Source organism: uncultured Stenotrophomonas sp., from assembly GCF_913778665.1.
Lineage (GTDB): Bacteria > Pseudomonadota > Gammaproteobacteria > Xanthomonadales > Xanthomonadaceae > Stenotrophomonas.
On the sequence record NZ_CAJYVQ010000010.1, the window covers coordinates 104,173 to 118,270 of the forward strand.

At 67.2% G+C, this 14,098-nt stretch carries 12 protein-coding genes; 8 read left to right on the forward strand and 4 right to left on the reverse strand.

The genetic code is table 11. The features are described 5' to 3' along the window. Positions 1–82 precede the first annotated feature (82 nt). The 8 genes from QZ853_RS14540 to QZ853_RS14575 are packed head-to-tail and all read left to right on the forward strand — an operon-like array spanning position 83 to position 8,097. Positions 83–1,171 carry an acetylornithine deacetylase gene (locus QZ853_RS14540; protein WP_295574561.1) on the forward strand — a complete coding sequence of 363 codons (1,089 nt, stop codon included), beginning with the start codon at positions 83–85 and terminating at the stop codon, positions 1,169–1,171. Positions 1,172–1,196: 25 nt separating this feature from the next. Then, complete coding sequence (locus QZ853_RS14545) at positions 1,197–2,525, forward strand: acetylglutamate kinase (protein ID WP_295574564.1); 1,329 nt, start codon at positions 1,197–1,199, stop codon at positions 2,523–2,525. Positions 2,526–2,528: 3 nt separating this feature from the next. Beyond that, on the forward strand, positions 2,529–3,131 hold the full coding sequence (locus QZ853_RS14550; protein WP_295574566.1) for a GNAT family protein: 603 nt from the start codon (positions 2,529–2,531) through the stop codon (positions 3,129–3,131). Continuing rightward, positions 3,128–4,081 (forward strand): N-acetyl-gamma-glutamyl-phosphate reductase, encoded by a 954-nt coding sequence (gene argC, locus QZ853_RS14555; protein WP_295574568.1) that lies wholly within the window; start codon positions 3,128–3,130, stop codon positions 4,079–4,081. The genes QZ853_RS14550 and argC overlap by 4 nt, the downstream gene beginning before the upstream one ends. Positions 4,082–4,101: 20 nt before the next feature. After that, positions 4,102–5,397, forward strand: a complete 1,296-nt coding sequence (gene argH / locus QZ853_RS14560; protein ID WP_295574571.1) for an argininosuccinate lyase — start codon at positions 4,102–4,104, stop codon at positions 5,395–5,397. After that, entirely contained in the window at positions 5,397–5,660 is a 264-nt protein-coding gene (locus QZ853_RS14565) for a YciI family protein (RefSeq protein ID WP_295574573.1), read from the forward strand. The genes argH and QZ853_RS14565 overlap by 1 nt, the downstream gene beginning before the upstream one ends. Positions 5,661–5,671: 11 nt before the next feature. Then, entirely contained in the window at positions 5,672–6,829 is a 1,158-nt protein-coding gene (gene proB / locus QZ853_RS14570) for a glutamate 5-kinase (protein ID WP_295574576.1), read from the forward strand. Further along, complete coding sequence (locus tag QZ853_RS14575; protein WP_295574578.1) at positions 6,826–8,097, forward strand: glutamate-5-semialdehyde dehydrogenase; 1,272 nt, start codon at positions 6,826–6,828, stop codon at positions 8,095–8,097. The genes proB and QZ853_RS14575 overlap by 4 nt, the downstream gene beginning before the upstream one ends. A gap of 79 nt (positions 8,098–8,176) precedes the next feature. Here the strand turns inward: QZ853_RS14575 and pgaD are convergent, their stop codons facing one another. From pgaD to pgaA, 4 genes are read right to left on the reverse strand one after another with little or no spacing between them, the layout of a single operon-like run. Then, the gene (pgaD, locus tag QZ853_RS14580) at positions 8,177–8,647 is read right to left on the reverse strand and encodes a poly-beta-1,6-N-acetyl-D-glucosamine biosynthesis protein PgaD (protein WP_295574580.1); all 471 of its coding nucleotides are present in this window, start codon (positions 8,645–8,647) and stop codon (positions 8,177–8,179) included. Next, complete coding sequence (pgaC, locus tag QZ853_RS14585) at positions 8,644–9,900, reverse strand: poly-beta-1,6-N-acetyl-D-glucosamine synthase (protein WP_295574582.1); 1,257 nt, start codon at positions 9,898–9,900, stop codon at positions 8,644–8,646. The genes pgaD and pgaC overlap by 4 nt, the downstream gene beginning before the upstream one ends. Position 9,901: 1 nt before the next feature. Next, a complete protein-coding gene (pgaB, locus tag QZ853_RS14590) occupies positions 9,902–11,788 on the reverse strand; it encodes a poly-beta-1,6-N-acetyl-D-glucosamine N-deacetylase PgaB (protein ID WP_295574584.1) in 1,887 nt (628 codons plus the stop codon). A gap of 1 nt (position 11,789) precedes the next feature. Beyond that, complete coding sequence (gene pgaA, locus QZ853_RS14595) at positions 11,790–13,817, reverse strand: poly-beta-1,6 N-acetyl-D-glucosamine export porin PgaA (RefSeq protein WP_295574588.1); 2,028 nt, start codon at positions 13,815–13,817, stop codon at positions 11,790–11,792. Positions 13,818–14,098 lie beyond the last annotated feature (281 nt).

Here is a 14,098-nt window from a genome sequence, read left to right on the forward strand (position 1 = left end):
CGCCTTCGGCGCGCCCCCTTCAACAAGAAGGGGGCTCTCCTCCAGCCTAGGTTGATGGCGGCATCAAAGGAACTATTGATTCATGCTTGAACAGACGCTCGATCACCTGCAGGCCCTGGTGTCCTTCGACACCCGCAACCCGCCGCGTGCAATCACCACCGGAGGGATCTTCGATTACCTGCGCGACAACCTGCCCGGGTTCAACGTCGAGGTGATCGACCATGGTGCCGGTGCGGTCAGCCTGTACGCCGTGCGCGGTACGCCGAAGTACCTGTTCAACGTGCACCTGGACACGGTGCCGGACTCGCCGCACTGGAGCGCCGACCCGCATGTGATGCGGCGCCTGGACGACCGTGTGGTCGGCCTCGGCGTATGCGACATCAAGGGCGCGGCCGCTGCGCTGGTGGCCGCGGCCAACGCCAGCGATGGTGATGCCGCGTTCCTGTTCTCCAGCGATGAAGAAGCCAACGATCCGCGCTGCATCGCCGCGTTCCTGGCCCGCGGAATTCCGTACGAAGCGGTGCTGGTGGCCGAGCCGACCATGAGCGAAGCGGTGCTGGCGCATCGCGGCATCAGCTCGGTGCTGATGCAGTTCGCCGGTCGTGCCGGCCATGCCTCGGGCAAGCAGGATGCGGCTGCCAGCGCGTTGCACCAGTCGATGCGCTGGGGCAACCGCGCGCTGGATCATGTCGAATCGCTGGCCTCGGCCCGCTTCGGTGGGCTGACCGGCCTGCGCTTCAACATCGGCCGCGTGGAGGGTGGCATCAAGGCCAACATGATCGCCCCGGCGGCCGAAGTGCGCTTCGGTTTCCGGCCGCTGCCGTCGATGGATATCGACGCGTTGCTGGCGACCTTTGCCGGCTTCGCCGAACCGCAGGCGGCCCTGTTCACCGAAACCTTCCGTGGCCCCAGCCTGCCGGCCGGTGATATCGCCGAAGCCGAGAACCGCCGCCTGCTGGCGCGCGACGTGGCCGATGCGCTGGACCTGCCGATCGGCAACGCGGTGGACTTCTGGACCGAGGCTTCGCTGTTCTCGGCCGGTGGCTACACCACGCTGGTGTTCGGCCCGGGCGACATCGCCCAGGCCCATACCGCCGATGAGTTCGTGACGCTGGACCAGCTGCAGCGCTACACCGACGCCGTGCACCGCATCATTGCCGCCGGCGCCTGATTATTCCCTTTCCGACGAAACCGAAATGTCTCCTGCCCTCCAGCCCCACCGCCAGACCCGCCAGACCATCGTGCGCCTGCTTTCCAGCATGGCCAGCGCGAAGGAGATCAGCCAGTACCTCAAGCGCTTCTCGCAGCTGGACGCCAAGCGTTTCGCCGTGGTCAAGGTCGGCGGCGCGGTGCTGCGCGATGACCTCGACGCGCTGACCTCCTCGCTGTCGTTCCTGCAGGAAGTCGGCCTGACCCCGATCGTGCTGCACGGCGCCGGCCCGCAGCTGGATGCCGAGCTGTCGGCGGCCGGCATCGACAAGCAGACCGTCAAAGGCCTGCGCGTGACTTCGCCGGAAGCACTGGCGATCGTGCGCCGGGTGTTCCAGCAGTCCAACCTGCGCCTGGTCGAGGCGCTGCAGCAGAACGGTGCACGCGCCACCTCGATCACCGGCGGCGTGTTCGAGGCCGAGTACCTGGACGTGGATACCTACGGCCTGGTCGGCGAGGTGAAGAAGGTCAACCTGGCACCGATCGAGGCCAGCCTGCGCGCGGGCTCGATCCCGGTCATCACCAGCCTGGGCGAAACCGCGGGCGGCCAGATCCTCAACGTCAACGCCGACTTCGCCGCCAACGAGCTGGTGCAGGAACTGCAGCCGTACAAGATCATCTTCCTGACCGGCACCGGCGGCCTGCTGGACGAGGCGGGCAACGTGATCGATTCGATCAACCTGTCCACCGAGTACGACCACCTGATCGCGCAGCCGTGGATCCACGGCGGCATGAAGGTGAAGATCGAACAGATCAAGGATCTGCTCGATCGCCTGCCGCTGGAATCGTCGGTGTCGATCACCCGCCCGGCCGACCTGGCCAAGGAGCTGTTCACCCACAAGGGCTCCGGCACGCTGGTGCGCAAGGGCGAAAAAGTGCTGCGCGCCACCGCCTGGAACGAACTGGACCTGCCGCGCCTGAAGGGCCTGATCGAATCCAGCTTCGGCCGCACCCTGGTGCCGGAGTACTTCGAGAAGACCAAACTGCTGCGCGCCTATGTCAGCGAGAACTACCGCACCGCGGTGATCCTCACCGACGAGGCCGAAGGCGTGTACCTGGACAAGTTCGCCGTGCTCGACGATGCACAGGGCGAAGGCCTGGGCCGCGCGGTCTGGAACGTGATGCTGGAGGAAACCCCGCAGCTGTTCTGGCGCTCGCGCCACGGCAACCCGATCAACCATTTCTACTACGCCGAATCCGATGGCTGCTACAAGCAGGACCACTGGAAGGTGTTCTGGTACGGCGCCGATGGCATCGATCGCATCCGCACCTATGTCGAACACTGCGCCCAGCGCGCGCCGAGCCTGCAGGGCTGAGCGATGAGCAATCCCGACGCCTGGAACCGGGTACCCACCCTGCGTGGCCAGCACGTGACGCTGCAGCCGCTGCAGATGGAGCATGTGCCGGGCTTGCGTGATGCCCTCGAAGGCAGCGGCCTGGACCAGCTCTGGTACACCCAGGTGCCGTCGCCGGCGCGGGTCGAGGCCTATGTGCAGGCCGCGCTGCAGGCGCAGGCCGAAGGCAAGGTACTGCCGTTCGTGATCTGCGATGCCGCCGGTGAGGTCATCGGCAGCACGCGGTTCTACGACCTGGACGCCAGCGTGCCGAAACTCAGCCTCGGCTACACCTGGTACACGCCGCGCGTACAGCGCACCGGCGTGAACACCGAAGCGAAGTTGCTGTTGCTGCGGCACGCCTTTGAAACCCTGGGCTGCATCAGCGTGGTGCTGGAAACCAGCTGGTTCAACATCACCTCGCGCACCGCCATCGCCCGCCTCGGCGCCAAGCAGGATGGCGTGCTGCGCAACCACAAGCGGCACGCCGACGGCACGCCGCGCGACACCGTCATCTTCTCCATCATCGATGCGGAATGGCAGGGCGTGAAGCGCCATCTGCAGTACCGCCTGGACAGTCACGCATGAGCGATTCGATTTTCACCCTGGGCATCGTCGGTGCCCGCGGCCATACCGGTGCCGAGCTGATCAGGCTGGTGGCCGCGCACCCGCGCCTGGAACTGGCCTTCGTGTCCTCGCGCGAACGCGCCGGGCAGCGCCTGTCCGATCACCATCCGGAATTCCAGGGGGACCTGCAGTACGAGAACCTGGACGCCGATGCCATGGCGGCAAAGGGCGTGGATGCGGTGATCCTGGCCCTGCCCAATGGCCTGGCCGCACCGTTTGTGGCCGCGCTGGACGCGGCAAAGCCGGACACCGTCATCGTCGATCTGTCGGCCGACTACCGCTTCGACAGTAGTTGGTACTACGGCCTTCCGGAGCTGACCCGCGGCCGCTACAACGGCCAGAAGCACATCAGCAATCCGGGCTGCTATGCCACCGCGATGCAGCTGGCGGTGCATCCGCTGCTGGACCTGCTGGCCGGTCCGCCGCAGTGCTTCGGCGTCTCGGGCTACTCCGGTGCCGGCACCACGCCCTCGGACAAGAACAACGTCGAACTGCTGGCCGACAATCTGATGCCGTATGCGCTGACCAACCACGTGCACGAGCGCGAGGTGTCGGTGCAGCTGGGCGTGGCTGTCGAGTTCATGCCGCACGTCGCGCCGCACTTCCGTGGCATCACGCTGACCGCGAACCTGTGGCTGAACCGCGTCCAGACCCGCGAGCAGATTGTCGAGCGCTTCCGGCACGCCTATGCCGGGGAGGCACTCATCGAGGTGGTGGACGAAGCGCCGTGGGTCAGCCGCATCGCCGGCCGCCATGGTGCCCAGATCGGCGGCTTCACCCTGGCCCCGGGCGGCAAGCGGGTGGTGGTGGTGGCGACCCTGGACAACCTGCTGAAGGGCGCGGCCACCCAGGCCATGCAGAACCTCAACCTCGCGCTGGGCATCGACGAACTGACGTCGATCCCGCACTGAACCCGCATTCCGGAGTCCCCATGGCAGACCTTCTTTGGCAGAAGCCCGGCGTCGCTGTCGACGCCCAGATCCAGACCTTCCTCGCCGGCGACGATGTGATCCTCGACCGCGAGTTCTTCCTGCATGACATTGCCGCCAGCGCCGCGCATGCGCAGGGGCTGCAGCACATCGGCATCCTCAGTTCCGAGGAACTGGCTGGACTGCTGTGCGAGCTGGACGTGCTGGCGCAGGACTTCCGTGAAGGCCGTTTCGTGTTGGATACGCAGTACGAAGACGGTCACTCGGCGATCGAAGCACGCCTGACCGAACGCCTCGGCGATGCCGGCCGCAAGATCCATACCGGCCGCAGCCGCAACGACCAGATCCTGGTCGCCACCCGCCTGTGGCTGAAGGAGAAGCTGCAGCGCGTGGCCCAGCTGAGCGCCGACGTGGCCAAGGTCGCACTGGATCGTGCGCAGGCCGAGAAGGATCTGCCGATTCCCGGGTACACCCACATCCAGCGTGCCGTGGTGTCGTCGGCCGGCATGTGGTGGGCGGGTTGGGCCGAAGCCTTCATCGACAATGCGATCCGCGCGCGCGACACCCACGCGCTGGTGGATGCCAATCCGCTCGGCACCGCTGCCGGTTACGGCGTGAACCTGCCGCTGGACCGCGAACACACCACGGCGGCGCTCGGTTTCGCGCGCATGCAGATCTCGCCGATCTATGCGCAGCTGTCGCGCGGCAAGTTCGAGCTGGCCGCGCTCGAAGCGCTGGGCGGCGCGACGCTGGACCTGCGCCGCATCGCCTGGGACCTGTCGCTGTTCACCAGCGCGGAGTTCGGCTTCGTCGCTCTGCCGGCGCAGTACACCACCGGCAGCTCGATCATGCCCAACAAGCGCAACCCGGACGTGATCGAGCTGATGCGTGCCACCCATGCAAGCGTGGCTGCCGCGCGCACCGAGATCGAGCAGTTGCTGTCGCTGCCGTCGGGCTACCACCGTGACCTGCAGTCGTCCAAGGGTGCCATCTTCCACGGCTTCGGCCGTGGCCTGGCCGCGCTGGATCTGCTGCCCGCCTTGCTGGCCAACCTGGAATGGCGCGATGACAAGCTGCGCGCAGCGATCGATTCGGGCATGTACGCCACCGATGTGGCAGTGGAAGCTGCAGTGGCCGGCGTGCCGTTCCGCGATGCCTACAAGGCCGCGGCGGCAGGCGCCGGCAGTGCAGGGCAGGGGCGTACGCCGGAAAGCAGCCTCGCCGCACGCGTGTCGCCGGGCTCGGCGGCTGACCTGCGCCTGGATGAGCTGCGTGCGCGCTGGCAGGCGCTGGCCTGATGGCGGGCACCGTCTACCTGGTGCTGGCCATGCGCCGGGCCGAATTCAACGCCGCCGCTGTGCAGCCGCACCGTGACTTCCTCGATGCGTTGCAGGCACAGGGCAAGCTGCAGCTGACCGGCGGTTTTGCCGATGGCAGCGGTGGCGCCTACGTGCTGTGCAACGTGGGCAGCCTGGCGCAGGCGCAGGCCATCGTCGCCACCGATCCGCTGGTGACGATGCAGGCCTCTGAGCTGACCGTGCACGAATGGAACACCCGCTGAGGCCCTGACCGATGACCCTGCATGCCAGCCACGTCGCTTCGCCGTTCCCGCAACAGGCGTTGCCGCCCTGGCGGCGTGCGGTGCTGAAAGTCGGCAGCAGCCTGCTGGCGGCCGATGGCGGTGGCCTGTCACCACGTCACGCGCTGGGCCTGGCCCAGTTCGTCTCGGCCAACGTGCTGGCCGGGCGCGAGGTGGTGATCGTTTCGTCCGGCGCGGTCGCCGCCGGCCGCGCTATCCTGCCGCGCGCCGATGAACCGGGTGCGGCGATGGCGGCGCGGCAGGCGTTGGCGGCGCTGGGCCAGGCCCAGCTGATCGGCCTCTGGCAGCGTTTCTTCGAGCGCCCGGTGGCGCAGGTGCTGCTGACCCACGATGACCTGCGCAACCGCCGCCGCTACCTCAACGCCCGCGCCACGCTCAACGAACTGCTGCGATTGGGGGCGCTGCCGGTGGTCAACGAGAACGACACCGTGTCGGTGGACGAACTCAAGCTCGGCGACAACGACAACCTGGCGGCGACGGTGGCGGCGCTGGTCGATGCCGATGCGTTGTTCATCGCCACCGATATCGATGGTCTGTACAGTGCCGACCCCCGTTCGCATGCCGACGCCCGGCCGCTGCACGATGTGGCAGAGCTGAGCGATGAGGTGCTGGCGATGGCCGGTGGCGCGGGATCACGCGCCGGTACCGGAGGCATGCGCACCAAACTGGAAGCGGCGGCCAAGGCGGGCCGCCTCGGCATCGAGACCTACCTGTTCAATGGCCGCAGCGGCGAGGTGGTGCGTGCGCTGGCGCAGGATCGCCTGTTCGGCACCCGCATCCACGCCGCGCGCAGCCGCGAGGCGGCACGCAAGCATTGGCTGCGGCACGCGCCGCTGGCCAACGGTGCCATCCTGGTCGACGCCGGCGCGGCGCAGGCCATGCGCGAGAAGGGCGCATCGCTGCTGCCCGGCGGCATCACCGGCGCCGACGGCGACTTCCGCCGCGGCGACATGGTGCAGGTGTGCTGGCCGTCACCGCAGGGCCTGGCCTGCATCGCCCGTGGAGTCAGCCAGTACGCGGCCGATGACGTGCGGCGTATCGCGGGCCGTCATTCGCGCGACATCCAGGCCGTGCTCGGCTACAACTATGGTGGCAGCGTCGTCCATCGCGACGACCTGGTACTGCCATGACCGTATTGAAGGACATCCCGATGAGCGACATCGAAGCGCAGGCGCGTGCCTGCCGCGACGCGGCCCAGGTGGTCGCCGGCCTCGACAGTGATGCGCGGCGCGCGCTGCTGCTGGCGATGGCCCAGGCGCTGGAAGTGAACGCCGGACTGATCCTGGCCGGCAACGCACGCGACCTTGCCGCTGCGCGCGGGAAGGGCGTGGGCAGCGCCATGCTCGATCGTCTGGCACTGGACCCGCCGCGCCTGTTCGCAATGGCCGAGGCCGTGCGCGAAGTTGCTGCGTTGCCTGACCCGGTCGGCCAGGTGACCCGCGACGACGTCCGGCCGAACGGCATTCGCGTGCAGAAGGTACGGGTGCCGTTGGGCGTAATCGCGATGATCTACGAGGCGCGCCCGAACGTGACCGCCGAAGCGGCCGCGCTGTGCCTGAAGGCCGGCAATGGCGTGATCCTGCGCGGTGGCTCCGAAGCGATCCATTCCAACACCGCCATCGCCCACGCACTGGCCGGCGCGTTGAAGGCCAATGGCGTACCACCGGCCGCAGTGACCGTGCTGACCGACCTGCGCCGCGAGGCGATGCTGGAACTGCTGCAGCTGCACGAGCTGATCGACCTGGCGATTCCGCGCGGTGGCGAAGGCCTGATCCGTTTCGTCGCCGAGCATGCGCGGGTGCCGGTGATCAAGCACTACAAGGGCGTCTGCCACCTGTTCGTCGATGCCAGCGCCGATCCTGGCCAGGCCATCGACCTGCTGGTGGATGGCAAGTGCAGCCGCCCGGCCGCCTGCAATTCGCTGGAGACGCTGCTGGTACATCGTGACGTCGCCGATGCGTTCCTGCCGCGCGTGGCGCAAGCGCTGGGCGAGCGCGGCGTGCAGCTGCGCGCCGACGCACAGGCGCAGCCGTTGCTGCCGGGCAGCACCACGGCCACCGAAGACGACTACGCTGCCGAGTTCCTCGATCTGGTGCTGGCGGTACGCGTGGTCGACGATCTCGATGCGGCGATCGCGCACATCCGTACGTACACCTCCGACCATACCGAAGTGATCGCCACTGGAGACAGCGGCAACGCCGAGCGCTTCGTCAATGCGCTGCGTTCGGCGGTGGTGATGGTCAACGCATCGTCGCGCTTCTCCGACGGCGGGCAGCTGGGCCTCGGCAGCGAGATCGGCATTTCCACCACGCGCCTGCATGCCTACGGCCCGATGGGCCTGGAGGCGCTTACCGTCGAACGCTTCGTGGTGCGTGGCCAGGGGCAGACCCGTGCATAGGTAGATCCACGCCACGCGTGGATACTCCTCGTGGCCGACCTGGGTACCAACCGAGGTCGGCACCCACCGGGTTGTCGGGCTATACCACTTCGCGGCGGATACCCACCGGCCGTGCGTGCTCATCCATGCGCAGCGTGGCCGCCTTGCAGCCCTTCAGGCGCTCGGCCAGTCCGGTACTGGCGCCAAGGTCGGCGGCCACCTCGTTGAGGCTGGTCAGCGGTCGTGGCAGCCGGCGGTCATGGCCACGGAAGCGCGCGCGGTTGTACTCGGCCCAGCCGATCAGCAGTGCGCTGGTACACAGCAGCATCAGCGGCAACGCCACCAATACGTACGGGTCGAACTGGCTCTGTCGCTCGTACAGCTGCTGCCAGGCCAGCTGCCCGCCGACCAGCCATGAGAACAGGGTCACCAGCGGTGCCCACAGGTAGAAATAGAAGCCCCAGAACGCCAGGGTAACGAACCCCCAGGCGGTGCGCTGGAAGCGCGGTTGGCGATGGGGCTTGCGGATCATCCGCGAATCGAAGCGGTTGGACGGGTGCTGTGCGGTCATTGGATCCCCCGGTCAGGGCTGGTCCAGGTAGCGCGCTTGCTGCGACGGCGCAGCAGGGTCTTCGGCAACGCCACCAGGGTAGTGGAAAGGCTGATCAGCCAGTACGCCATCGGGTACCAGATGACCCAGAAGTAATTGCGTCCGATCTGTGTTTCGTAACGACGGTCGATGATCAGGCTGCTGGCGAACTGCAGCAGGCAGACCAGGGCCAGGATCACGCCATGCCACTCCGGCAGCAGGCTGGCAACGTACAGCTGCGGGGGCAGGCCGATAAACTTGCCCAGCGCCCACAGCAGCACGATGAACAGCATGGTGTAAGCCCACAGCACGCTGAGCACGTATTCCAGCAGTACGCCCCACATGCGCCGTTCCTTCCAGTGCAGCAGTGAACGTGCATGGCGCAGCATTACTTCCACGCCGCCCTGCGCCCAGCGCAACCGCTGCCGCCACAGTCCCTTCAGCGTCTCCGGCATCAGGATGAAGCACAGCGCGTTGGGCTCGTAGCGGATGTCCCAGTGCGCACGCTGCAGCCGCCAGCTGATGTCGATGTCCTCGGTCACCATGTCATCCGACCACCAGCCGACCTGGTGCAGCGCCGTGCGGCGGAAGCCGGCAATCACCCCGGAAATGGTGAAGATCCGCCCGTAGACCCGCTGCGCGCGCTTGATCATGCCGATGATCGAGGAAAACTCGGCCACCTGCAGGCGCCCCAGCAGGGTTGAGCGGTTGCGGATGCGCGGGTTGCCGGTGACCGCGCCGACGCGGTTGCCGCTGACCAGGTGCCAGATCATCCAGTGCAGCGCGTGTTCCTCCAGCATCGCATCGCCGTCGATGCAGACCAGGTACTCCGAACGTGCCGCCAGCGCGCCCATGCGGAGCGCATTGGCCTTGCCGAGGTTGCGGTCCAGGTGCAGCACGCGCAGCCGCGGATGCCGGGCGGCCAGCGCGTCGAGCCGCGCACCGGTGTCGTCGCTGCTGCCATCGTCGATGGCGATTACTTCATAGTCGGTTGGGTAGCGCTGGGCCAGGGCCGCGGCGAGGGTGTCGTCCAGGTTCGCAGATTCGTTGTGGCAGGGAATCAGCAGGCTTGCGAATGGCGGGTCGATCATCAACGGCGGATCATTACGCGGGCGCGAATGACGCTCGCGCCGGAAGTAGTAGTACAGGCCGCCCGACATCCAGAAGAACGCCATCACCATGGGGTAGTAGAAGGCGAACTGGAACAGGACCTGCAGCAGTGGATGCATGTCCATGTCACTTCTCCGGGTACGGGAAGTTGCCGGCGGACATGGCCGCGCGGGCATCATGGGTGGAGGGCTGGTCGGCGATGAAGTCATCCGGATACCAGGCGAAGTGGTGCACGCCCTGCGCCTGCAGCTGGCGGATCTGTGCGCGCAGCTGGTCGGCGGGAATCGGCTGGCCGGTGTGCCAGTCGACCGTCTGCAGTTCGAACAGGGTGTGCTGCAGCTGCGGATCGTGCGCGCGCACCGCGGCCAGCAGCTGGTCCAGCCAACGCTCGGGATGCGTGCTGCCTTCCATCCACGGCATCGCCATCAGCGCGGTCTGGTCGTAGGCCCTGTTGAACAGGTCCAGGCGTTGCGCGAACCAGGCTTCGCTCTGCGGGCGCAGCACCGGCTCGGCGTAGAGGTTGCGCACGGTCGCCAGCTTCGGCCGCCAACGCTGCGCGCTGTTGCGCAGGGCCAGCGTGAAGTCGATCAGCGCCCGGGTGCGTGCGCTGCCATCGTCGCCGGCTGCCAGCGTCGGCAGCTCGGTGTCACGCAGGTAACCGTCGTCATGGAACAGCAGCCCTTCAAAGTAGGAATTGACCGCCAGGTCCTCGTAGATGTCGAGCATGATCTGGCGCGCCTTCGGGTTGGTGAAGTCGAGCCGGTACATGCCGTCGGTATCGCCGTTGTGGATCGCGAGCGCCTTGCGTTGCGCCGGGTCGGGCAGTTCGAAGCCCAGCACCGGCAGCCACGCATACACCTTCACCCCTGCGCGTGACTTCAACTGCCACGCCACCCGGCTGAACAGGTCCGCGCGCATCGGCATGTGCCGATTGGGGAAATACAACGCATCGGCGGTGTTGTTGCCGTCCGGATCGGCAAAGGCCTGCAGATAGACGTGGGTAGGCGCGATGCGCTTGACCCGCTCGATCAGTGCATCCAGGTTGCGTGCCTGCTGCGCTGGATCCGGGTCGTACACGTCATCCAGGTCGACCTGCAGCGCGCGGATGCCATCAAGCGAAACGTCGCGGCGCAGCTCGTAGGCCAGGCCATCCACGGTCGGGTTGTCGCTGACCAGGAAGCGCGCCAGCCCATGCAGGTCGCTGGCCACCGGTGTGCTGCGACCTTCCAGGTCGAACGAGACCGGCATGCCCAGCTGTTCGGCAATATCGTTGCTGAGCTGGTTGTAGGCGGCGTAGGGCCAGACGATGGCGCGCGGGCGCACCCCGAGGTGCCGCTCGATGCGCTGCACGCTGCGCCCGAGGTCGCCACGCAGGCGCTGCTCGTACTGCGCCTCGTTCTCGTAGCTGTGCGAAGCGGGGCTGTAGATGCGGGTGACCGCCGCAGGTGTCGAATTGCCCTGGGGATTGGCGAGCACGCCGTGATGCAGGTCGTCGGTATGGCTGGCCACCTCGATCAGGCCGCTGCCGTGCATTTCCTTCAGCTGCGCCCAGGTGAGGAAGTCATCATGGCCGAACGGCCGGTAGCCATAGTCGATGGTGCGCCCCGGTGCCATGTCCACGTAGTCGGTGATGACCGCCACCAGCGCCGGATAGTGGTAGGCCCGCAGCAGTGGGAAAGCCTTGTCGTAGACGCTGCGCAGGCCGTCATCAAAGGTCAGCAGCACCGCTTTCGGTGGGAGGGTGATGCGGCCCTGCGAGGCATCGATCACCTGTGACAACGACACCGGGTGGTAACCATGCGCACCGAGCCAGTCCAGGTGCGCAGCGAAGTTCTGCGTGCTGACCGCGTAGGTATCGGCATCACCCTTGGCCGCGACCTGGTCGCGGATGTCGTGGTAGCTGAGGATCAGCAGGCCGTTGTCGATCGCATCAAGCCGCAGGGCCTGCTGTGCGAATACGGCGGGTGCGGCAACCAGCAGCAGGAGCACGATCAGTCGCAGGATGCGGGCCATGTCAGTCTCCCCAGCGCAGTGCAGCTTCGAAGCCAAGATGACGCTCGCGGTGGCCGTCGTAGACCGGCCGCGACCAGCGCACGCCGTACTCGAACACGCGGCCCGGGCCCAGCTGCCATTCGTGCATGTACGACACTGACGGCACCCGCGCGCTGCCGAAGCCGTCCTGCCAGTAGTCACCCAGCGAGACCGTCAGCCGGTGCCGGAAGTGGCGCTCGTAGTGCCGCCACAACTGCTGGTCGATGCGCAGTCCGATCTCGACCATGCGGTCGCGCTTCGGGTTGAAGTAGGGCGCGTCGTCGCGGCTGCCGCGGCTGGCGTAGGCACTGGCCAGGCCATCGATCAGCCAGCGCGGGCGGGTCAGCAGGCGCTGTTCAACGCTTGTGCTGAACAGTTCGCGGTGGTTGCCGTCGTCGTAGCGGAAGCGGCTGGCGCCGAACACCCAGTGGGTCAGCTCGCTGCGCCGGTAGTCCACCTGCGCGCTCACGCTGTCAGCGGTGATGCCGGCCACGCGCGCCTGCATCGAGGCGTCCGGATCGTTGCGTGCGGCCACCAGCCCGGCGTGCCAGTAATCGTTGAACTGCCAGCCGACTCCGAGACGCAGGCCGGTGTCGCCGATGTGGTCGTTGGCACGCAGCGCGGCGGCTTCGGCATCCAGCCGGCCGAAGCGGTAGCGCGCGCCGGCACCGAGCCACAGCGGATCGATGCGCTGGTCCTGGAAGTCGACCGAGCGCCGGTCAGCGAACGCGAACAGCCGCCAACGGTCGTCGAGCACCGGCGTCTGTACCTCCATGCCGTACTGGCGGTCGTTGTTGCCCAGTGGCGAGGTGCCACCGCCGCCCGAGCTGCGGCCGATATCGGTCCATGCCTTCAACTGCCAGCCGCGATGCGCGCGCCAGGCCTGGTCCATGCGCTCAACCGCAGGGTGGGTCGGGTAGCGCGCGATCAGATCGTCGTGCAGCGGCCGCGCCAGATCATCGCGTTGCAGCGCTACGTACGCCTCTTCCATGCCGAGCCGTGGCTCGATGTCGCGTGGGTCCAGCGCATGTGCCATCTGCTGGCGCTGCAGGGCCATGCGTGGACATCCGCGCATCATGTAAACGCTACCCAGTGCGCTCTGCAGGCCGCCGTTGCCCGGTGCGATGTCGACCATCGATTCCAGGTCGTGCTGTGCGGTGCGCAGGTCGCCGCTGTAGGCGCGCACCATCGCCAGATTCAGGTCGGCCTCGTAGCGCGACCAGTTCGCGTACGGTGACTTGCCGTTGCTCCAGCGCCATGGCGGTTCCTTGTCGCGCCAGGCCTGCAGCAGGTCGAGGGCCTTTTCCTGTTGTTCGCTTTCCAGGTAGGCATAGGCCAGCTCCGAATGCGAGGCGTCACGCGTCGGATCGGCGGCCACTGCGGCCTGAAGCACCGGGATGGCTTCTTGCGGGTGCAGGGTGCCCATCAACGAATCGCCCACGGCGGGCAGCACGTAGTCGGGCAACGTGTGGCCTTCGGCCTGCAGGGCCCGCGCTTCCTCGCGCACCTGCGCGTGGCGCCCCAGGCGGTTGAGCAGGATCAGACGGTCCATGCGGATGCGCAGCGGCGCCTTTGCAGGGGGTGTGCCTTCGCCGCCCAGATAGCGCTGCATCCGGGCCAACGCGGATTCCGCCTCTTCCAGGCGGCTGTCTTCGCTGTTGCTGTAGGCCAGGCTCCAGACCACCAGCTTGGCCAGGTAGTCGCCTTCCAGGCGTTGCTTCTGCGCATCGTCGAACAGTTGCGGGCGCTGCTGGTACAGCTCCCAGGCGCGCCAGGCATTGCCGATGTCGCCCAGGGTCAATACGCGCAGCTTGAACAGCAGATCGTCGTTGGGCTGCTGCTGGCTGGCGCGTTCGATCGCGCCCAGCGCATCCAGCCACCTCGCTTGGTCGCGGTAGCGGCCGATCTCGGTCAGGGCCGCCTCGCGATCGGGCGGGGCAGCGCTGCTGGCCCAGGCAAGGGCGGAGCAGGCGAGGCCGACGCACAGCGCCAGCCGACGGTGGACAACCATTGGGGACCCCCTTGGCTTCCGATCCAGACAACCTGAAAAATGTGACGCACATCACATGCCAGATTTTGGGTGGCCGTGGCCTGCGTCACTCCCCTCGCGAACTCCCATCCAGCAGGAATGGGCGGAACCAGGACAGCGACCTGCAATGTCTTGTCTGAAACGAGAGTCCCCCGCACACCGAGTGGTGGCCTGGGCGGCGATGCCGCCCCCATGCCCGATGCCGTCACGCGGCAAGGATCGGCATTCAATGGCACTATCCGCCCGGAATTGTCAGCCCGGTG